Consider the following 19,802-nt stretch of genomic DNA (forward strand, 5'->3'; position numbering starts at 1 on the left):
CCTGTCCCGTTTCTAGACGTGCGTGGAAGGTGCGTGGGGCATTGCCGCCTGGGATTGGCCGCGTCCGATATAGACGTCGCCCATTTCCTCGTTGGCTAGCAGGCTTGCGCCTGTGTCAGACAAGACGATGCGCCCCGCATCGAGGATGTATCCGCGGTCGCTGAAGGCGAGCGCCTGACGTGCCCGTTGCTCGACCATCAGCACCGCAACATCGGCCTGCGGCAGCCGCTTGACCTCCTCGAAGACCTGGTCGGTCAGCGCCGGCGACAGCGCCGCGGACGGCTCGTCAAGCAGGATCAGGCGGGGCGAGGACATCAAGGCCCGCGCAAAGGCGAGTTGCTGACGCTCGCCGCCGGAGAGGTTTTCCGMATAGGTGCCGCGCCGCCCCGCCAGAGCGGGGAAGAGATCGAACATGTCGCGGATTCGTGCGCTTTTGCCAGGCGCATGTTCCACGACCTGCAGGTTCTCCAGCACGGTCAGGGTGCCAAAGACGTTTCGGACTTGCGGCACGTAGGAAATGCCGATGCGGACGCGGTCCTCGATTTGCAGCTTCATCAGATCGATGCCGTCGAACACCATGGTGCCGGCGATACGGGGCAGGATGCCCATCGCCGCCTTGATGAGGGTCGACTTGCCGGCGCCGTTGGTGCCCGCGATCGTGACGATTTCCCTGGCGCCGACATGCATGTCGATACCGGTGATGATGTCGACATCGCCGTAACCGCCGGACAGGTTGGCGATTTGCAGAAGGCTCATATCACACCCCCCATATAGGCTTCGCGGACGCCCGGATCGGCGAGAACCGCGTCAGGCGTGCCACTGGCGATGACCTTGCCGCGATCCATCGCGTAGAGTCGGGGCACGACGCGCGCGAGCTCGGCGAGATTGTGCTCGATGATCAGCACGGCGATGCCGCGCCGGTTCAACTCGACGATCCGGTCGCAGAGCTGCTCGATCAGAACCGGATTCACCCCGGCGAAAGGCTCGTCGAGCAGGATGCATTTGGGTTCGAGCATCAGCAGCCGGCCGATCTCGAGCAGCTTCTTCTGGCCGCCCGAGAGCTTGCCCGCCAGTTCGTCCGAGACGCGCGCGAGGTTGAGGAAGGCCATCACTTCCCGCACGCGCTCGGCCAGTCGCTCTTCCTCCTGCCGGATCGCGCCGCGCGCGAAAACCAGGGCGGCGAGCTTCTCGCCACGCTGATCCCGCGCTGCCACCATCAGGTTGTCGAACACCGTCATGTGGCTGAATTCACGCGGGACCTGGAATGTGCGGGCGAGACCGCGCCGGACCCGCTGATGGACCGGCACTTCGGTGATGTCTTCGCCCTGGAAGACCACACTGCCGGACCCCGCCGGAATATAGCCGGTGGCGACCGAGAACAGCGTGCTCTTTCCCGCACCATTCGTTCCGATCAACCCGACCAGTTCGCCTTCGCCGACTTCGAGCGAAACATAGTCGAGGGCACGAAAGCCGCCGAAGCGAGCCGTGATATCGGTTATCGAAAGGAGCGCCATCAGTTGCTCCTCCGCGACGATTTTCCGAACAGGCCTTGCGGGCGGTAGAGCACGACGCAGATCAGAGCCATGCCGATGATCCAGATCCGGACGCTCGCCAGTTGGACCTCGGAGACGCCGGTGAAGACATCGCGCAGGAAACGCGAGCCTTCGAGGAACCCGACGAGCAATACGGTTCCGATGACCACGCCGCGCAATGTTCCGACACCGCCCAGGACAAGGGCGATCCAGATGTAGAAGGTGATGAGCGGGACGTATTGCTCGGGGCTGATGAAGGTCAGGTAATGGGCCTGGAGTCCGCCCGCGAGGCCCGCGATTCCGGCCCCGATCATCAGGGATCGCGTCTTGAACTGGGCCGGATTCTTGCCCAGCGCCCTGACCGCTACCTCGTTGTCGCGGATGGCTTCGATCACCCGGCCGAACGGGCTCCTGATGATATGATGGATCAGCAGGAAGACCACGGCACAGACCGCAAGCAGCAAGAGAAAGATGTAGAAATCGGTCATTTTCGGATCGACCCAACCGGCAAAGAGCCTGGGGATGCCCGGCAGCCCATGCATGCCGCGCGTCAGCCATTCCTCTGTCTGCAGTGTCATGCGGACAGCTTCGGAGAAGCCGAGCGTGACGATGGCGAGATAGTCGCCGCCCAGCCGCAGCGAGATCATCCCCAACGGGTAGGCCGCGAGGGCGGCGAGCGCCGTCGCTGCAGCCAGCGAGACGGGGATCGGCACCCCTTTCAATGCTAGCAGGGCCGAGGTGTAGGAGCCGATGGCGAAGAACCCGACATGGCCGAAATTCACCAGGCCGGTGAAGCCGTATTGCAGCGCCAGCCCGCTCGCCATCAGGAGATAGATCAGCACGCTGATCGAGATCGCGATCAAATAGCCTTCCATGGCATCACCTCGCTGCAATCGGACGGCCGAACATTCCCTGCGGTCGCAGGAGCAGCACGCAAAGAAGGATCAGGAAGGCGAGAACGACCTTGTAGGCAGGGCCGACGAACAAGCTCGCGACTTCCTGCGCGATGCTGAACGTCACGATGCCCAGAACCGCGCCCACAGGGCTGCCGATCCCGCCGAGGATCACGCCAGCAAACATCGGCATCAGGAGTTCCCAGCCGAGTTCGGGCAGCACCACTGCCTTGATGCCCAGCAGCGCACCACCGAGTCCGCAGAATGCTCCGGCCACGGCCCAGAGGAAGATCATCACCCTGCGCGCTCGAATGCCGCTCGCGGCGGCCAGTTCCGAGCTGTCCGCGATCGCCCTCATGCGACGTCCCGTCGGGGTCAGATACATGACGCAGAAAACCAGCAGGAGCGCGATGATCGCAGCGCCGACGATGTAGAGATCCGTCGGCAGGATGCGGATTCCGCCGAAATTCCAGGCCCGCACCAGTGGCAGGTCCACGACATATTGGTCCTGCCCCGCGAAGAAGGTGATTGTGCTGCGAACGGCAAAGGCCACGCCGATGGAAGCAATAAGCCGGGCGACGTGCGAGCGTTCCGCCAGTGCCCGGAAGACCCAGAAATACATCAACAGCGAAACAGCGGCGGTCATCGTCATCGCGCCGAGCACGGCGGTTACGATCGAGCCTCCCAGAAACATCTGGGAGGCAATGGTCGTGTAGGCGCCCAGGGTCATGTAGTCGCCGGTGGCCGCATTGGGAAAGCGAGCAATGCCGAACACGAGCGTGATCGCGAGTGCGGGCAAGGCCAGTAACATCCCGATCACGACGCCGTTGATGACCGCGTTAGCGATCGAGATCCAATCCATCGGTGCGACCTTCCTATGCCGGCAGCTGGCCGGGGATGGTCTCTTTCAGGACGAGCTTGCCGTCCTGAATGTCGAACACACCGAAATCGGGCACCGTCTCGCCATGCTTGCCGAACTCGAGACGCGAGGACGCCCCGTCGTAATCGACCTTCTGTCCCTTGCGCAGGATATCGCGGCCTTCGACGAAGGAGTTGGCCTTGGTGCCTCCGGTCCCGGTGACCGCGCGGATCTGACCGTTGATGGCGGCGACGTCCGCCTGGGCTCCCGCAGCTTCGAGGGCAAGGGCAAGCGTGATCACCATGTCGTAGCACTGCGCGGCAAAAATATCGGGCTCGCGCTTGGTGATCGTCTTGAATTCGGCTGCGAAACGCTTGAACGCCGGATGCTGCTCGGCCGCGACATTCGAGATCGAGATCAGCCCTTCCGTCGCTTCCTTGCCGAGCGCCTTGACGAGGTCTTCGTTGGCGGTCCAGCCAGGCATGATGAACTTGCAGTCCTGGCCGCTCTGGTACCATTCCTTGAGGATGATGGTGGCGTCGGGACGATAGGCGCTGAGCGAGATGACATCCGGCTTCGACGCGAGGACACGGGCAAGCTCGGTGCGATAGCTGCTCTGGTTGGGCTCGTAGACGACAAAGGCGCTGACCTTGCCGCCATTGGCCTCCCAGGCGCTCTTGAAATAGTTCGCCTGCCCGACAAAGGTCGAGTTGTTGAAGGCCATGACGGCGGGGCGCTTGAAGCCCCGGCGCCGCGCAACCTCCGCAAAGGCATTCCCGAAGATCGCATTGGAAGCCTGGAACATCCAGGCGAGGCCCTTCTTGTTCTCGGTGAGCATCTCCGGCGCGCCGCAGGTGTTCATCGTGATCAGATTGGCGTCGTTGGTGATCGGCATCGTCGCCAGGCCGACCGAGGACGCCCAGATGCCTACGACCGCCTCGACCTTGTTGATCTCGACGAGCTTCTTGACCGCGAGGACAGCCGCCTCGGGCTTCGTCTGATCATCTTCGGCGAAGAGCTGGAACTTGCGGCCCGCCGCACCGCCCGCAGAGTTGACCTCGGCCACCGCTAGTTTGATCGCTTCCAACATGTAGGGGCCGTAGGGGCCGCCGATGCCGGTGATCGAGTTGAGCGCGCCGAGCCGAAATACCCGCTCCCCCTGCGCGAAGCTTTGGCCCGGAAGCGCCCCTAGGCCTGCTGCGGCGGTCCCTGAGACCAAAAAGGCGCGGCGTGACAGATTGTAAGGCTGTTTCATCATCGTTCCCCTATGTTGGCTTTTGCCGTTATTCTTGGACGGTTGGGGGCGGCTTTCCGCCCCCGAGTGACGGTCTATTGAACGGCGCCGCGGCCTCGTAGGCTCGCGATCTGGTCATCCGAAATGCCGAACCGACGCAGGACCCTGTCGGTATCCTCTCCGAGCAGTGGGGCCGGCTTCCTGATTGCACCTGGCGTCTTCGAGAATTTGGTCGGAATCCCGATCATCCGCATGGCACCGAGCTTGGGATGGTCGATCTCCTCGATCATGCCGCGAGCGATGTAATGCGGGTCATTCATCGCCTGTCCGAAGTCGTTAATCGGACCACATGGGACACTGGCCGCCTCGCAGCGCGCGATCCAGGTCGCAGCATCGGCGGAGGCGAAAGCCTCTTCGAGCAGGGGCTCGAGCGCCTTGATGTTCTCGAGCCGGTCCATATTGGTCACAAATCGCGGGTCGGTGATCAGTTCCGGACGGCCGATCACATCCCGGCAGAGCTTCTCCCACGTCCGCTGGTTCGCGGCTCCGATGATGATGAAGCCGTCGCCGGTGCGCAGTGCCTGGTACGGCGCCGAAACGCGGTGGCGGCTGCCCGTCGCCTTTGCCACCGTACCCTCGGCGAAATAGGCGGCAGCCTCCCAGATGAACCAGGGCAGACCGCATTCGGCGAGGGAGATGTCGATGTGCTGGCCCTCGCCGGTCTTAAGCTGATGGACATGGGCCGCGATGATCGAATAGGCGGCCGTGAGACCCGCGCCAACATCATAAATCGCGATACCGGATTTGAGGGGTCGGCCGTCGGGTTCGCCGGTCATGCTCATGATGCCGGTCAGGCCCTGGGCGACCAGGTCGAAGCCGCCCTTCCCGGAATAAGGCCCCGTCTGGCCGTAGCCGGACACCGAGCAGTAAATCAGGCGCGGATTGATCTTGCTCAGCGTCTCGTAGTCGACCCCGAGGGACTTCGTCACGCCGACCCGGTAGTTCTCCACCACCACATCGGCCCAGCGAACCATGTCGTAAAGGATATCGCGCGCCTGCGGATCCTTCAGGTTGAGGGAGATACCCTCCTTGTTCCGGTTGATCTGCGCGAAGCAAGTCGACTCGCCGTTCACATAGGGGCCCATCTCACGGGAATCGTCGCCGGTGACGGGCTTCTCGACCTTGATCACCTCGGCACCGAGATCGGCCAGGACCATGGTGCAGTAAGGACCCGCCATGATCTGGGAGAGATCGAGGACCTTCATGCCGGAGATTGGCGACGGACGGCTGCTCATCGGAATTTTACCTGTCATCTTCTTGTCAGCGCCCGACAAAAGCCGGCTTGATCTTCTGTCCGAACGCCGCTCGGCCCAGCCGGTAATCCTCGGTGTCGAAGCAGGCATAGGCTTCGTCACTTTCCTCCGGCGTCAGCGTCCCGCCCTGCCGCAGGCGCTGGATGAATTTCTTGTGCCAGCGATTGACCAGAGGCGCCGCGCCGGCGATCCGCTCTGCGGCGCCATAGGCCTCGGCGGCGACGGCATCATCATCGGCAAGCCGGGTCACGAGTCCTTTCGACAGAGCCTCCTCGGCTCCGAAGATTCGACCTTCCAGCAGGATTTCGAGCGCCGCGGAATGGCCGATGACGGCGACGATGTCCTCAAGCTCGCGGTAGTCCAGCGTGATGCCAATGCGGTTGATCGGCACTCCGAACCGGGCCGAGCACGCCGCGATCCGGATGTCGCACATCGAGGCGATCTCCAGGCCGCCCCCGACACAAGCGCCTTCGATGCAGGCGACAGTCGGGTGACGCAGGTTCTTGAGCCGGTCCGTCATCGCAAGCGTGAAGTCGGCATAGTCGCGGGCTTGCTGGCGCCCGTCGCGATCATCCCCGAAGCCGCCAATGTCACTCCCGGCACAAAAATGCCCGCCGGCGCCCCTGACGACGACGCAGCGGACCGCGTCATCACTCTCAAGCTGGGAGAAGGCTGCGCCGAACGCCTGGTACATCTCCATGGTGAAAGCGTTGCGCTTCTCGGGACGGTTGAGCAGGACCGTCACCACGCCTGTCCCGTCGCGCGAAACCTCGATGCCCATCATACGTACTCCAGCAGCAGGTCCCTGCCGCGAAGGACGGCGCGTCCATCCAGCTCGAGCGTGGCGTCGGTGAGGATGGTGTCGTAGTGGGCAGCGGCCTTTACTGTGCCGCCGATATAGGCGCTGGTGCCGAGGGCAAGCTGGATCGAGCCGTAAACGCTCTCATCGGACAGCATGGTGCCGTCGAGAACGCAGTTCGGATTCATGCCGACGCCGAGTTCACCGAGATTATAGACCAGCGGATCGTTGAAGCTCTTCAGGAGGTCGCTGAACATCCGGGCCTCGGCTCCGCCTTCGATCGCGACCGCCATGCCCTTCTCCATGTGGATGCGGACGGGCTCGTCACGGATCAGGCTCACGCCTGGAATGCTGGCGTTGACGACAATGACGCCCTCGGCCGTTCCCTCCACCGGCGCCAGGCTAGCCTCGAGACAGTAGCCTGCGGAGATGTCGACCGTGTTGGCGAAGCCATGAAGGGCGCGACCACGTCGCCCGGCGATGCTCATGGTCACGTTCGTCCCGTCGGGACTGGTGACACGGGCAGTGCCGGCCTGGGTGAAGGCATCGGCCAGACATTCGATCTGCGGCCGCAAGGCCACGAAATCCGCCTCCCAACCCTCTGCCAGGAAGAAATCGCCTTGATGCGACTCGGGCAGAACGATGACTCCCACACCGGCGCGCGTGGCCTCCTGACGCGCCTGTGTGTGTGCGATATTGGCGCGGGTCAGTCCGATGACGAGATCCGACGCCTTCATGGCTTGCGCGGTGATCTCGGAGAGCTGCCGCCCATGTCTCGACGAGCCCTCGATCTGCATGAGGTGCACGCCCGCGCCGGCTTCGGACAGGGCGATCGCCAGCGCCTCGACATTATGATCGGTGAAGAGGTCGTAAAGGACCAGAACCTGGCTGTCCGACCCGGCATTGCCGAGCAGTTTCACGACCTTGCGCGCATTTTTGAGCTTGAGAAGCGTGTTCATGTCGATCTCAGGCGCTCATTGCCAGCGGGCTGGCGCGCCGGTCTGCGGCGGCGACCGCATCGCCGAGAATGCCGAGGCCGCGCTCCAACTCCTCCGCCTCCAGCGAGAGCGGCCCAAGGAAGCGAATGACGTTGCCGTGGAAGCCAGCCTTCACCAGGATCAGACCATTGCGATAGCACTCTTCGACGATCTGAGCCGCCAGATCGCCGGCCGGCGCGTGAGATTTGCGATCCCGGACGATCTCGATGGCTCGCATCGCCCCGAGGCCACGCGCATCGCCGACGATCGCATATTGCTGCGCCCAGCCGGAGAAACGATCCTCGACGACCGCACCGATGCGGCGGGCCTTCTCCTGATAATCATCCCGTTCCATCACCGCGATCGTGGCCAGGGCGGCGGCGCAGGAAAGAGGATTGCCTCCATAGGTCCCGCCCAGACCGCCGACACGGGGCGCATCCATCAGCTCGGCGCGTCCGACTAACGCGGCGATCGGCAGCCCGCCGCCCATCGATTTGGCGAGTGTGTAAAGGTCGGCCTCGATGCCGGCATGCTGCGTCGCGAACCACTCGCCCGTCCGACAGAAACCGGACTGGATCTCGTCGGCAATGAGCACGATACCGTGCCGCGTGCAGTATTCGCGGAGCTGCCTCAGGAAGGGCGCAGGCGCAGCATGAAAGCCGCCCTCGCCCTGAAGCGGCTCGATGATCACTGCAGCGACGGCGTCGGGAGAGACCTCCATTTCGACCAGCCGAGCAAACTCGGCGAAGGCGGCCGCGCTGCAAGCCTCTTCGCTTTCATGGCCGGAACGATAGAGGACCGGGAACGGCGCGCGGTAGATCTCCGACGCCAGGGGCCCGAACCCGCTCTTATAGGCCGGCGCCTTCGCGGTGAGCGACAGAGCCATGAAGGTACGGCCATGGAAGGCTCCTTCGAAAGCAATGACAGCCTGGCGCCCCGTCGCGCTGCGCGCCACCTTGATGGCGTTTTCGACCGCCTCCGCGCCGGTCGTCTGGAGCATGACCTTCTTCGGCCATGAACCGGGAACGAGTTCGATGAGCTTCTCGGCCAGATCGACATAGCCGGGATACATAACGATATTGAAGCAGGTATGCAGGAACTGGTCGGCCTGGGCCTTCACCGCCTGCACTACGTCCGGGTGCGCGTGCCCCACGTTCAGCGTGCCGATTCCGCCCGCGAAATCCAGGAACGCATTGCCGTCGACATCCGTCAGCTTCGCGCCGGAGGCGTGTGAAGCAAAGACCGGCGGGCCATTCGCGACGCCACGCGCCACGGCGGCATTCCGCCTGTCGAGCAACGATGCGCACTCAGGGCCCGGAACGGCCAATTCTTGATTCAGCCTCATGCGGCTCCCTCCCCGGCGGCAATCGCCATGAGTGGAGTTAAGCGTGTACATTTTCGTGTGTCAACTATCTTGCAATCGATTGTACAATCTGTTGTCGAGACGATTGATCTATCTGTTCAGCCGCTCTATCGAAGGGAACCGACACCGTGAGGTTGCAGAATGCCTAGGCAAAAGAGAAAGGCGGCGACTGTCGTGGGCGCCATCGCCGACATGCGCAGGAAAATTTCCTCGCGGGCGATCAGCCCTGGCAGCCGCATTCCGGAAGAGGATCTGGCCCAGGCCTATGATTTGCCGCGAGCTAAGGCGCGCGAGGTGCTGGCGACGCTGGAAGACCGCAGCCTGATCACACGAGAACCCAACAAGGGTGCAATCGTCTCCGCGGTTGATATGGAGACCACATATCGCCTCTACGAGGTACGGGAAGCGCTCGACGGCCTCGCCGTTCGGCTGGCGACCCTGAACTCGAAAAGGGGCGATTGGGACGACATCAGCGAATTGTTCGGCCCGTCATTCGAGGAAAGCCTGAAGGCAGGCGATATCGACCGCCATGTCGAGGCAATCGAGACGTTTCGAACCCGCATAACCGAAGCCGCGCGCAACCCGGTCCTCACCGATCTGCTCGAGCGCATCTACGACCGCACCCGTGTCACGATCCGTCGGGTGGCGCTCCTTCCCGGCCGTGCCCAGGCGGGCATACTTCAATATCGGGCCGTACTGGCAGCGATCATCCGAGGCGACGCCGACGACGCCGAGATGCGCATCAGAGAACTAAACCGGAGCGCGCGCGAATACATCGAGCGTTACAAGGATTACGTCCTTTAGCGAAACGCCGGCGGCCCGGCTTCGCCCAGGTCAGGGTGCTCGCACATGGCCGAGAACGAACAAGGCGAGCGCTGCGAAGGCCCCGACGGTTGCGACCGCGGCCGACAGCAGGAGCGCACCCGCGTCGCCGTAGCGCGTGATCGTGGCCGCATAGGCGATCGGCGCCGTGGCCGATAGCAGGAAGCTCGGGGCCACGAGTGTCCCGACGAAGCGTCCATAGCTCGCCGGATCGAACAGGATGAGCGGCACGGTTCCCCGCGTGATCGTCAGCAAGCCGTTGCCGGCGCCATACATGAAGGCGAAGACAAGCGCAGCCTGCCAAGTCGACACCGCCAGGAAGCCAGCGACGAAACTGACGAGCAGGACGACGGTGGCAAAGAGGTTGAGAGCAATGGGATCGACCCGGGCTCCGAACAGGACCTCGCAGAGGCGCGCCGCCGACTGGCCGATCCCACGGAAGCTCGCGGCCATGATTGCAGTCGACGCGCTCAACCCGAGGCCGACCATCATCGCAATCATGTGCGCCGACATCGCCGAATTCAGGAAGTTCGCCAGCGTCACGATCAAGGCAAACAGGCCTGCCGCCCAAATCTTCCGACGCGGGGTTTCGATGCGGCCGGTACTGGACCGGGAGGACGACCTGATCGGCCGCGAGGGGACGGGCAATGTGATCAGCAGCGGGATCGCCAGCAGAGAAATCGCCGCATAGGCGAACACGGCTCCCCGCCAGCCCAGGGTTTCCGCAAGAGCACTGCCGATCGGCCAGAAGACCGTCGAGGCCAGGCCTCCCAGGAGCGTGATCTGGGATATCGGGCGGCGCGCGTCGCTACCCAGCAACCGCGCCAGGGTGGCGAAGGCAGCGTCGTAGAGCGACATGCGCATGCCCAGACCGAGCATGAACCAGGCCGTGAAGTAGAGCGCGAGATTGCCTCCCAGCGCGAGCAAGAGGCAGCCGAGCGCATTGAGCCACGCTCCCCCGATCATGACGGAGCGCCCTCCCCTTCGATCGATCAGTGCGCCAATCGGCGCAGAGCTCAGCCCCATCACCAGGAGGGCAAGCGAATACCCTCCGTAGACCGCCTCTCGCGACCAGCCCGTATCCGCGACGATCAGATTGCCGAACGCGCCGATCAGGTAATACGTCACCCCCCACGAGATGAGCTGCGTGAGACCGAGATTGAAGACCGCCCAGGGGCGCATCATGCCGAGGCCGATGGATACGAACCGTCATCTGGTGGCGTATGGGCTCCCTGGCCCAACGCCCTTTGCATCAGCACCGTGTCCAGCCACCCTCCCAGCTTGAAGCCGATTGCCCGAAACGTGCCGACCGGTTCGAAGCCGAGCCTGCCGTGCAAGGCGATCGAACCACGATTGTCGCTATTGCCTATGACGGCCACCATCTGGCGCCAGGGGCCCCTCTCGCAGTGGTCGATGAGGGCGGCCAGGAGCCGGCTCCCGATGCCGCGCCCTGCCATTCCCGGCGCGACATAGACGGAATCCTCCACCGTATAACGATAGGCGGGCCGGGGCCGGTAGCACGTCGCATAGCAGTAGCCGACGACCGCCGCGTCGATTTCCGCAACCAGGAAGGGCAGGCCGAGATCGAGGACAGCGGCGCGCCTGGCCGCCAACTCGTCGAGCGAAGGCGGAACGGTCTCGAAACTGGCGAGCCCATGCAGAACATGGTGCGCATAAATCTCCTGGATGGTCTCGAGGTCGCGCTCTTGCGCCGCGCGGATTGCGACCCTGGACGACGAGATGGCCGATGGCTGTGATGGGCATTCCGCCAGGCTGGGCATGTTTCGCTCTTCGAAGGTGGATCCTGGCACCCTGGCTACGCCTCCCTCCGTCATTAGGGAAGATTTGCCTCATTATACGGAGCATGAGATATTCTTTGGGTGTCCAATCTCAGTCTCGATCAGTTACAGGCCTTCGTCGACGTCGTGGAGCTGAGCAGCTTCACCGCTGCGGCCGAACGCCGAGGGCTCTCGCAGCCCGCGGTCAGCTTGCAGTTGCGCCAGCTGGAGCGGCGTCTGGGAGTGACGCTGATCGAACGGATCGGCCGCAAATGCCAGACAACCCCGGCAGGTGATGAACTCCTGGGCTATGCGCACCAGATCGGCCGCCTGGTCGGCAGCGCGACCGAAGCCATGGCACGGCATGGCAAGGGCGCGATGGGACGTGTCAGGCTCGGAACAGGCGCAACGGCCTGCATCTATCTGCTGCCACCGGTGCTGAAGGAACTCCGCCGGAAATTCCCGACGCTCGAGATCACGGTCACCACCGGCAACACGACCGATTTTCTCAAGGCCATCGAGGAGAACGCGATCGATATCGCACTGGTGACGTTGCCTGCAGCGGGCCGCATGCTGGACGTGACCCCGGTGCTCGACGACGAGTTCGTGCTCATCGCGCCGCAGGACATGCCGCTTCCCGCCAAGGTCGACCCGGCCTGGCTCGCCGGACGGCCCGTGATTCTGTTCGAGCCCGGCGGGAGGACGCGCAGCATTGCCGATGCGTGGCTCTCTCAGTCTGGGGTGACGCTCAGGCCGATCATGTCGCTGGGGAGCGTCGAAGCCATCAAGGAACTCGTCGGTGCAGGGCTGGGCTGTGCCGTCCTGCCAGGCATGGCCGTCGCAGGCCACCGAGCACCATCCGGCGTCGCGGTGAGGAGCCTGACCCCGAACCTCAAGCGCACGCTGGCGATCGTCGTCCGGCGCGACAAGAAACTGCACAAGGGCCTCATGGAAACGATCCGCGCGTTGGGCAAGCTGTCCGTCTGAACGATCCCGGCAGCGCGTTTCGGGACACTGCGAGTTCGTGGCAAGCGCGATCTTTTCAGGTGGCAGGCCACCCGGCAAAATTCTGGCACCACATGTCGGCACGGGGGCTCAAGCTTCGTCCTTGAACCGAAGGCAGGTCTGCAGATGCTTTACACCGTGCTGTGCTACCATGACGAGGATATCACGACCGCCTGGTCGCGCGAGGAGGAAGCGGTCGTCGTCGACCGGTTGATTGCCGTACACGACAAATCGGGCCGGACGTTCAGGCCGGTGGTTCGGCGGATGCCCACCAATACCGCGACAAGCGTGCGCAAGAGCGGGACACTCGTCACCGACGGTCCCTTTGCCGAGACAAAGGAACAGTTGCTCGGCATCTATGTGATCGAGGTTCGTGACCCGATTGACCTGGGCTTCTTGTATAACCGCGCCTTCGAGGATCCGGACGGCCATGTCCTCGAGCTGGCGTGGATGGATATGAAGGCCGCGATGCCCGCGGCAGACACTGTGCCTGCCTGACGGTAGCGGAGCAGGTCGCGAGGCTCGGCTTTACCGTCCGCCCAGCATCGCGGCCATGTTGCCAGGCAGCCCTGCCACGCCAAAGCGCCTCGTCAACGGTGATACAAGGAAGGGCGCGCCATTGCCAAATGCGTGGCGGAGGCCGGCGCAAAGATCGAGATGGCCTTGGGATGAACCTTGAAATGGGCCGGCGTTGCAGTGACGATCTCGCCGTCAGTGTTGATCGGCATGGGCCTCTTCGTCTCGATGTCGAACTCGACGCATTTCGCAGTGCGAACCTCGCGCCACGCACCATGAGTTCCCGAGCGGAATGAACGCAGCATCAATGCCAGCTTCCAGAGGTTCGTCATCTCCAGGCTGTAGAGGTCGAGATGCCCGTCATCGATCTCGGCATTCTCCTGCACCACATTGCCACCGCCATAGTGCCGCCCGTTGCCGACCGCGATCTGATAGGTCTCGACGTCGATCGCCCGCCCCTTCTCGGTGATGGTCGCGCTGAACCTGGACGCCCGGGTCATGACCTTCATGGCGGCCAGCGCGTAACCCAGCCTTCCGAAACGCCGCTTCAGCACCGGGTCGAGACTTTGCGCGAGCTCGCTGCTCAGCCCGATGCTCGCGACATTGAAGAAGGCGTGGCCATTGACCGTGCCGACATCGACCGGGCGCGTTTCGCCACGCGCGATCACATCGGCGGCTGCCAGCAGGTCCATCGGGATGTCGAGCGTTCGAGCCAGGTCATTGGCCGTGCCCATCGGGATGATGCCCAGCGGCAGGCCGCTTTCCATCGCCGCGAGCGCCGCAGAGGACACCGAACCATCGCCACCGCAAACGATGACGAGATCCGCCATGTGGCGCAGGCGTACGATATCGCGGGCGATCTCGGGCAATGCCTCGAAGGTTTCAACGCTTACGGTGAGCCCGCCGCCTTCCAGCCGCTCGAGGAGGGGCGTGATCGACTCCTGGCCACGCCGCGCCTTGGGATTGCGCAGCAGCAGCGCGCGCTTCTGGATCAATTGGCTCATCGGCTCTTGGGTTGGCAGGACATCGGGCAAGGCAGGTGGGGAAGCTGCCCGCCGATTTCAACCGCAAGGCCCCGTCTCCGGCGGTCCGACCGGGGTATGCCCTGATCGGACGGACCGGTTTCCCGATGCGCCGAAATCGGAAACCGAGCCCACCTGAGCACACTCGCGAACGGGCGTGAGGCATTGGGCCGCCCGGCTCAATCCGAAAGAACTCGCTTCCACCGAGACCTACGAAGGCGCCTTCCGGCAATCGCGGATATCGTGGGGTCCAGCGGAAACCTCAGGCTGCTTCTGCCGGCGGCGGCGGCTCGGTTGGCGCCGACCCCAGTCTCACGCACAGCGCCAGCATGGCACGCGCGATCTCGGCCTCACCCATGATCGTCAGCGTCGCACCGCATTTGGTCAGGTGCTCGACCTCCGCATCCGAATGCGCGCGGGCGACGATCGGCAGCGTCGGGTTGTCGCGTCGGGCCTGCATGCAAACCTGGCCGGCCTCGAAGCTCTGCGGAATCGCCACGAAGAGCCGTTTGGCCCGCGCCACACCCGCAGCCGAAAGGACTTCGGGATCAGCCGCATTCCCGACGATGATCTCGGCCCCATCGCGCCTGGCGGTTTCGATCGCATCGGACTGGTCCTCGATCACCAGCAGCTTCTCGCCATGCGCGAGCAGCCCGGCCCCCAGCAATGAGCCGACACGACCGTAACCGACGACGATCATGTGTTGGGAAAGCGAGGTCGGCACGATATCCCGTTCGGGCTCAGGCGCCGGCGCGGGCGCCGCCACGCTCGGCTTCGGCTTCGCCGGCTGCGTCTCCGCGCTGATCTTCTCGACGATCGCGAACAGGACCGGGTTGAGCAGGATCGACAGGATGGCGCCGGCCAGGATCAGGTCGCGCCCCTGCTCCGGCAGGATCGCGAGCGAAACGCCAAGCCCGGCCAGGATGAAGGAGAACTCGCCGATCTGCGCCAGGCTGGCCGAGATCGTCAGCGCCACGGCATTCGACCGGCCAAAGGCGCGCACGATCAGCCAGGCCGCCACCGATTTTCCGACCAGGATGATCGCGAGCGTCGCGAGCAGCGGGCCCGGCGCGCGCAGCAGAATCCCCGGATCGAACAACATGCCGACCGAGACGAAGAACAGCACCGCGAAGGCATCGCGCAGCGGCAGGGATTCCTCCGCAGCGCGCTGGCTGAGCGGTGACTCGCTCAAGATCATGCCCGCGAAGAAGGCACCAAGTGCGAACGAGACACCGAACAGGCTGGCTGCCAGGAAGGCGACACCGAGAGCGACAGCGAGCACCGCCAGCCGGAACAGCTCGCGAGAGCCGGTATGGGCGACCCAGTGCAGGCACCAGGGAATGACGCGACGACCGACGATGAGCATGAACGCGACGAAGGCGATGACCTTGGCGAGGGTCAGCCCGAGCACGCCCCACAGCCCCAGATCGAACTGGGCCGCAAGCGGGCTCGGCGCACCCGGCCGCGCGCCGTTCAGCGCATCAGCGACCGCCGGAATCAGGACCAGCGCGAGGACCATGGCGAGATCCTCGACGATCAGCCAGCCGACCGCGATCTTGCCCTTCTCGGTCTGGACGAGGCGACGCTCCTGGAGCGCCCGCAACAGCACGACCGTACTCGCCACCGACAAAGCGAGGCCGAAGACCACGCCTGCGACCCATGTCCAGCCCAGCAGCAAGCCGAGGCCGAGGCCCAGCAAGGTCGCGACGCCGATCTGAACGATGGCGCCGGGCACGGCAACGGCTTTGACGGAAAGCAGGTCCTTCAGCGAGAAATGCAGGCCGACGCCGAACATCAGCAGGATGACGCCGATTTCGGCCAGCTGATTGGCAAGCCCCTGATCCGCGACGAACCCCGGGGTGAAGGGCCCGACCGCGACGCCTGCGAGCAAATAACCGACGAGAGGAGGGAAGCGGAATTTCTGGGCAAGCGCCCCGAAGACGAAAGCAAGGCCGAGGCCCGCGACAAGGATGGCGATCAGCGGGCCGTGATGCATTGGTCTCCCGGAGCGGTGAGTGATGAAAAGGGGTTGTCAGACCATGGCGGGCGGAAGGTGGAATTTCAACCGCAGCGCGCCGCCCCTCTCGCTTCAGGCAGCAATAATATTGCCGATCGTGCCCGGCGAATTGTCGCAATGGGTCACTGCAGCAGCCTGATGGTGAACGGAAACTTTACGAACGCGAAGCGTTCCGGCAGCGCCCGCCACCTGTGATCAGGAGCGTGGCTTCTCGAGCAGGACCTGTCCCTGCTTCTCGACGCCGAGCTCGAGCTTCTCGGCGAAGACCGCGAGCACCCAGGGCAACATCACCTCGATGCGGACAAGCGTCTCCTCGACCTCGAGCTTGCCCCTGACGGTATAGCCGAGTGCGGCGACGCCGAACTGGACGGCATCCCCGTCCCAGTTCTCCTCGACCAGCTGCATCTTCACCATGCCGAGCTTGTCGCGGATGCGGTCGATGCCGCTGCGCAGCCGGTCCAGGGCGGCCTCGCGTCCGAGGTCATGAGAAACGGTGATGCTGACAGGCTTGGCCATGGCGCTCTTCAATCAGGACGACTGACTGTCATGTGATGTATCGCCGCGCGATATCCAGAGGCACACCCGGCCAATGATGGCCATGAGACCGGGTTTTGGCCGAAAGGGCTTCCGCTCACCCCGAGAACGCGCTGGAGCAGAGCGAGCGCGAGGCCTGGGTATGCGCGAGCCACCAATAGTTGCGCTCGCTCAGAGCCCGGTGGCCGCGCGCAGTGACACGCCACAGGCCATCGGCCGGCTCCACGAGTCCCCGCTGCCGCAGCGACAGCAACACGGCATCGTCGAAGATGAAGTGCTTGGTCTCCTCGTCGAGGCTTTCAAGGGCAATCCATTCCGGGTCGGTCATGATGGGGTTGCACTGCATCTGAAGGTGCTGTGTTTCCATGATCATCTCCTTAGTCGATCCCGATCGGATGGTGACGACCTCGCATCCAATCTGGGCACCCTCGTGACCGGAAGTCGGCCTCAACAAGCCTTAGCCGGCAGGCTCGGCACATTTCCGTGAACGCTGACGGAACTCTGTCGCTACAGCATCGTTCAGTTTGCACACCCGAAACGAGAGACTGGAGTGTCCGCGATGGCGACCAACAATGCGTTTCCGCCCGACATGCCGAAGGATTGGGACGAGGCAGAGGATGAGGCCAAGCGTGCCGGCAATACGATCCGCGCCAAGGCGGCCGATCTCGCTGGGACCGTCAAGGATGGCTATGATCGCGCCAAGGACGCGATCCGCGATGTCGATCCCGGCGAGGCAGGGCATTACGCCCAGGAAAAGGGCGAGGTTGCCCTGCGCGCCATCCAACGCCATCCGGTCGTCGCCTTCGGCCTCGGCGCCCTCAGCGTCGGCTTGATCGCCTGGGCGAGCATGCGACCCGCACGACCGCAATGGGAGCCCGACTACGGGCGCCTGCGCCGGCTCTTCTCCGATTATGGCGGAGACGACATGATCAAGGCGGGGAGAGATTCGATGAAGGCCGGCGAAAGCTGGCTGCAATCGTCAGGCAATATCGCCCAGGATTATGCCCGTGATGGCGGCCGCCTGCTGGCGAAACGGACGGAGAAGGAGCCGCTCGCAGCGTTGCTCGGCATTGGCATCGCGGTCTATGTGCTCGGCTCGCTGCTGACGTCATCGAGCGAGCCAGCGCCGGCTCCGGTGCGACGCCGCAGCACGAAACGCTAGAGCATCGGCCCGAGAGGTGGATCGCGGCCTTCGGGCAAGCCGATGCAAACAGAGAAGTGAAATCATTGGACGGATTTCGAGATCCAGTCCGGTGATCTTAAAAAGTGATCGGGGAGACCTGCAGCCGGTCAACCAACCAGTGCGCGCTTCAAACAAAAACCGGGAGGCCGAAGCCTCCCGGAAATGGAATGTCACCACCAGTAGCCGGGACGGCCATAGTAATAGCCGCGACCGTAATAGGGGCGAGACGCTGCGGCACCGACAATTGCGCCGCCGACGACGCCCGCGGCAACGCCGGCGGTCACCGCACTGGCGGTCTCATTCGATGCACGGCGGTTCTCGACATAATTGGCAGAACGGCACTGCTGATAAGCGCGCGTGCCCGGACGGAAGCCCTGAGCTTCGCAGGTGATTTCTGCGTCGGCCATCGATTCCTGTGCAGTCTGGCAGCCGGCCAGCCCCGCGGCCAGAAGCCCCACGACAATAAGAGAACGCATCAATATATCCTTTTTCAGCCACCCAAGACCGCCAATTCGCATGAAAACTATCGCTACGGCAACCGTCAAGGCAGACGAGATATTAAGGTTTCCGCATGTGTGGCGTCGCGGTTACGCGTGCTAGCGGCGGGCTTTCTGCGCCGGCTTTTCCGGGGCGGCCTTTCCGGAACGGGTCAGCGAGGTGATCGCGAGAGCCGGCCTGCCGGACTTCTCCGCGATGATCTGGTCCTGTTCCATGATGGCCTCGCGCGCCGGCTCGTCACCATCGAGCCCGCCGAGCAGGTCGGAGGGAACCCGCCGGTTCGACGAGCGCGAGCCATCGGAATAGACGATGTCGAACATGACGAACTCGGCATCGAGCGGTTTGGATTTCTTGCGGGCCATGGTCGATCCTTATGCGAAAGGTCGCCGGCTGCGGCGCGATGGGCCTGCGGCTCTTGAAGCGACCTGAGTGAAAGCGGCCCCGGGATAGAACACCTGCGTCCGCGGTTCAATGCGATCGTCCGCGGCGGCCTGTTTCCCGAAATTGCAGCCAGGCGGCTGATCGTGCGAAATGTGATATGGCCACACACAGGCCTTCAGGAAAGACCCCGATGCTACTGCGCCCGATACTGCTCCTGTCGACGCTCGCACTCGCCGCCTGCGCCGTTCCGAACTCGCGCTCCAACGCAGTCGTCGTGACGGAGAACAAGGAAATCGTTCAAGCCTGCAAGCAGATCGCGGAGATCAATGGCGATTCGACCATCAATCAGACGCTGCTGATCGACAGCGCCCGCGACAGTGCCCTTGCCAGGCTGAAGATCCGTGCCGCCGAAGCCGGCGGGACACATGTGGTCTCACCGGTCGCAGCCCATACCTGGAAGGGACCCAGCACCGCCGGCACAGTCTATAAGTGCTGAGACCCGCCTGGGGATCGGCCCGAGGCTCGGATTGCGTCGGGTTTCGTTCGTTCCTTCGCGGCAGCACGACAATAGGAAACGCCGCGGCAAACGCTCGTTCGGTTCAGGAAAGACCTAGCCGAGGCGCCGGATGACCTTCTCGCCATTCGGCCAGGGACCACGCGCGCGCCCGGAGCGTTTCTCATAAGGCACATACCGGTACCCGGACAGCACCGGCGCCGGAAACTCCGGCACAGGAGCGAAAATCCAGCATTGCCGCCTGATCCGCTCTGCTTCGGACTGGGCTTCCGCACAGGCCATGATCTGGGAGCGCTCCCAGAAAGCCTCGGCGCGCGACGACAGTGCAGCGACGATTGTCGCTGCCGCAAGGCCGCTCAACAGAACTCTGCTCATGAGACAGTCATGGATTGGAGCCTCTTCGGTCTGGGCACCCGTCTTGCACCCCCAGCATAACATCGTCTGCGTCTTACCGGGTCGTAAACACCACACTCGAAAACCTTCGCCAGTCTTCTGTCTCTGCACCGAAACTCTTCGCTTGACGATGAAACCGAGGCCGGCCCAGCTTCCCTCCATCACGATG

At 63.7% G+C, this 19,802-nt stretch carries 23 protein-coding genes; 5 read left to right on the forward strand and 18 right to left on the reverse strand.

What is annotated here, in order from left to right:
* Nucleotides 1-12: 12 nt before the first annotated feature.
* The 9 genes from AC1DGP_RS23870 to gabT all read right to left on the reverse strand — a co-directional run bounded on the left by AC1DGP_RS23870 (nucleotide 13) and on the right by gabT (nucleotide 8,952).
* Nucleotides 13-756: an ABC transporter ATP-binding protein gene (locus AC1DGP_RS23870; protein ID WP_476832616.1), complete on the reverse strand. Its 744-nt coding sequence runs from the start codon at nucleotides 754-756 to the stop codon at nucleotides 13-15.
* Complete coding sequence (locus AC1DGP_RS23875) at nucleotides 753-1,514, reverse strand: ABC transporter ATP-binding protein (protein WP_441505747.1); 762 nt, start codon at nucleotides 1,512-1,514, stop codon at nucleotides 753-755. The genes AC1DGP_RS23870 and AC1DGP_RS23875 overlap by 4 nt, the downstream gene beginning before the upstream one ends.
* A complete protein-coding gene (locus AC1DGP_RS23880) occupies nucleotides 1,514-2,407 on the reverse strand; it encodes a branched-chain amino acid ABC transporter permease (RefSeq protein ID WP_476832617.1) in 894 nt (297 codons plus the stop codon). The genes AC1DGP_RS23875 and AC1DGP_RS23880 overlap by 1 nt, the downstream gene beginning before the upstream one ends.
* A gap of 4 nt (nucleotides 2,408-2,411) precedes the next feature.
* A complete protein-coding gene (locus AC1DGP_RS23885; protein WP_441505749.1) occupies nucleotides 2,412-3,287 on the reverse strand; it encodes a branched-chain amino acid ABC transporter permease in 876 nt (291 codons plus the stop codon).
* Nucleotides 3,288-3,300: 13 nt separating this feature from the next.
* On the reverse strand, nucleotides 3,301-4,539 hold the full coding sequence (locus AC1DGP_RS23890; protein ID WP_441505750.1) for an ABC transporter substrate-binding protein: 1,239 nt from the start codon (nucleotides 4,537-4,539) through the stop codon (nucleotides 3,301-3,303).
* A 74-nt stretch (nucleotides 4,540-4,613) separates the two neighbouring features.
* Entirely contained in the window at nucleotides 4,614-5,813 is a 1,200-nt protein-coding gene (locus AC1DGP_RS23895; protein WP_441505751.1) for a CaiB/BaiF CoA transferase family protein, read from the reverse strand.
* A 25-nt stretch (nucleotides 5,814-5,838) separates the two neighbouring features.
* Nucleotides 5,839-6,615 carry an enoyl-CoA hydratase/isomerase family protein gene (locus AC1DGP_RS23900; protein WP_476769452.1) on the reverse strand — a complete coding sequence of 259 codons (777 nt, stop codon included), beginning with the start codon at nucleotides 6,613-6,615 and terminating at the stop codon, nucleotides 5,839-5,841.
* On the reverse strand, nucleotides 6,612-7,589 hold the full coding sequence (locus tag AC1DGP_RS23905; protein ID WP_441505753.1) for an aminopeptidase: 978 nt from the start codon (nucleotides 7,587-7,589) through the stop codon (nucleotides 6,612-6,614). Before AC1DGP_RS23905 ends, AC1DGP_RS23900 begins: the two co-directional genes overlap by 4 nt.
* Nucleotides 7,590-7,596: 7 nt before the next feature.
* Nucleotides 7,597-8,952 (reverse strand): 4-aminobutyrate--2-oxoglutarate transaminase, encoded by a 1,356-nt coding sequence (gabT, locus tag AC1DGP_RS23910; RefSeq protein WP_441505754.1) that lies wholly within the window; start codon nucleotides 8,950-8,952, stop codon nucleotides 7,597-7,599.
* A gap of 192 nt (nucleotides 8,953-9,144) precedes the next feature.
* Here gabT and AC1DGP_RS23915 point away from each other — a divergent pair, with 192 nt between their 5' ends.
* Nucleotides 9,145-9,774 carry a GntR family transcriptional regulator gene (locus AC1DGP_RS23915; RefSeq protein ID WP_441505755.1) on the forward strand — a complete coding sequence of 210 codons (630 nt, stop codon included), beginning with the start codon at nucleotides 9,145-9,147 and terminating at the stop codon, nucleotides 9,772-9,774.
* Between the two features lie 30 nt (nucleotides 9,775-9,804).
* Here AC1DGP_RS23915 and AC1DGP_RS23920 read toward each other — a convergent pair whose 3' ends face one another.
* Complete coding sequence (locus AC1DGP_RS23920) at nucleotides 9,805-10,977, reverse strand: MFS transporter (protein WP_441505756.1); 1,173 nt, start codon at nucleotides 10,975-10,977, stop codon at nucleotides 9,805-9,807.
* Nucleotides 10,974-11,573, reverse strand: a complete 600-nt coding sequence (locus AC1DGP_RS23925) for a GNAT family N-acetyltransferase (RefSeq protein WP_441505757.1) — start codon at nucleotides 11,571-11,573, stop codon at nucleotides 10,974-10,976. The genes AC1DGP_RS23920 and AC1DGP_RS23925 overlap by 4 nt, the downstream gene beginning before the upstream one ends.
* Nucleotides 11,574-11,672: 99 nt before the next feature.
* Between AC1DGP_RS23925 and AC1DGP_RS23930 the strand changes: the two genes are divergently transcribed.
* Both AC1DGP_RS23930 and AC1DGP_RS23935 read left to right on the forward strand, forming a co-directional pair.
* Nucleotides 11,673-12,557 (forward strand): LysR family transcriptional regulator, encoded by an 885-nt coding sequence (locus AC1DGP_RS23930; RefSeq protein ID WP_476769455.1) that lies wholly within the window; start codon nucleotides 11,673-11,675, stop codon nucleotides 12,555-12,557.
* A gap of 144 nt (nucleotides 12,558-12,701) precedes the next feature.
* Nucleotides 12,702-13,073, forward strand: coding sequence for a YciI family protein (locus tag AC1DGP_RS23935; protein WP_476775520.1), 372 nt, complete (start codon nucleotides 12,702-12,704; stop codon nucleotides 13,071-13,073).
* A gap of 92 nt (nucleotides 13,074-13,165) precedes the next feature.
* Here AC1DGP_RS23935 and AC1DGP_RS23940 read toward each other — a convergent pair whose 3' ends face one another.
* From AC1DGP_RS23940 to AC1DGP_RS23955, 4 genes are all read right to left on the reverse strand, one after another.
* Complete coding sequence (locus tag AC1DGP_RS23940) at nucleotides 13,166-14,095, reverse strand: lipid kinase (protein ID WP_441505760.1); 930 nt, start codon at nucleotides 14,093-14,095, stop codon at nucleotides 13,166-13,168.
* A 280-nt stretch (nucleotides 14,096-14,375) separates the two neighbouring features.
* Nucleotides 14,376-16,109 carry a YbaL family putative K(+) efflux transporter gene (gene ybaL, locus AC1DGP_RS23945; RefSeq protein WP_476775521.1) on the reverse strand — a complete coding sequence of 578 codons (1,734 nt, stop codon included), beginning with the start codon at nucleotides 16,107-16,109 and terminating at the stop codon, nucleotides 14,376-14,378.
* Nucleotides 16,110-16,325: 216 nt separating this feature from the next.
* Nucleotides 16,326-16,646, reverse strand: a complete 321-nt coding sequence (locus AC1DGP_RS23950; RefSeq protein ID WP_476769458.1) for a polyhydroxyalkanoic acid system family protein — start codon at nucleotides 16,644-16,646, stop codon at nucleotides 16,326-16,328.
* Nucleotides 16,647-16,761: 115 nt separating this feature from the next.
* Nucleotides 16,762-17,031, reverse strand: coding sequence for a hypothetical protein (locus AC1DGP_RS23955; protein ID WP_441492482.1), 270 nt, complete (start codon nucleotides 17,029-17,031; stop codon nucleotides 16,762-16,764).
* 192 nt (nucleotides 17,032-17,223) lie between these two features.
* Between AC1DGP_RS23955 and AC1DGP_RS23960 the strand changes: the two genes are divergently transcribed.
* Nucleotides 17,224-17,826: a hypothetical protein gene (locus AC1DGP_RS23960; protein ID WP_476832618.1), complete on the forward strand. Its 603-nt coding sequence runs from the start codon at nucleotides 17,224-17,226 to the stop codon at nucleotides 17,824-17,826.
* A gap of 191 nt (nucleotides 17,827-18,017) precedes the next feature.
* Here AC1DGP_RS23960 and AC1DGP_RS23965 read toward each other — a convergent pair whose 3' ends face one another.
* Complete coding sequence (locus AC1DGP_RS23965; protein WP_084651267.1) at nucleotides 18,018-18,323, reverse strand: hypothetical protein; 306 nt, start codon at nucleotides 18,321-18,323, stop codon at nucleotides 18,018-18,020.
* 120 nt (nucleotides 18,324-18,443) lie between these two features.
* A complete protein-coding gene (locus tag AC1DGP_RS23970) occupies nucleotides 18,444-18,707 on the reverse strand; it encodes a hypothetical protein (RefSeq protein WP_441492480.1) in 264 nt (87 codons plus the stop codon).
* Between the two features lie 209 nt (nucleotides 18,708-18,916).
* Here AC1DGP_RS23970 and AC1DGP_RS23975 point away from each other — a divergent pair, with 209 nt between their 5' ends.
* Nucleotides 18,917-19,222: a hypothetical protein gene (locus AC1DGP_RS23975; RefSeq protein ID WP_476775522.1), complete on the forward strand. Its 306-nt coding sequence runs from the start codon at nucleotides 18,917-18,919 to the stop codon at nucleotides 19,220-19,222.
* A gap of 114 nt (nucleotides 19,223-19,336) precedes the next feature.
* Here AC1DGP_RS23975 and AC1DGP_RS23980 read toward each other — a convergent pair whose 3' ends face one another.
* Nucleotides 19,337-19,615 (reverse strand): hypothetical protein, encoded by a 279-nt coding sequence (locus tag AC1DGP_RS23980; RefSeq protein WP_476769460.1) that lies wholly within the window; start codon nucleotides 19,613-19,615, stop codon nucleotides 19,337-19,339.
* Nucleotides 19,616-19,802 lie beyond the last annotated feature (187 nt).

This window comes from Allobosea sp. 05T433, from assembly GCF_056396065.1.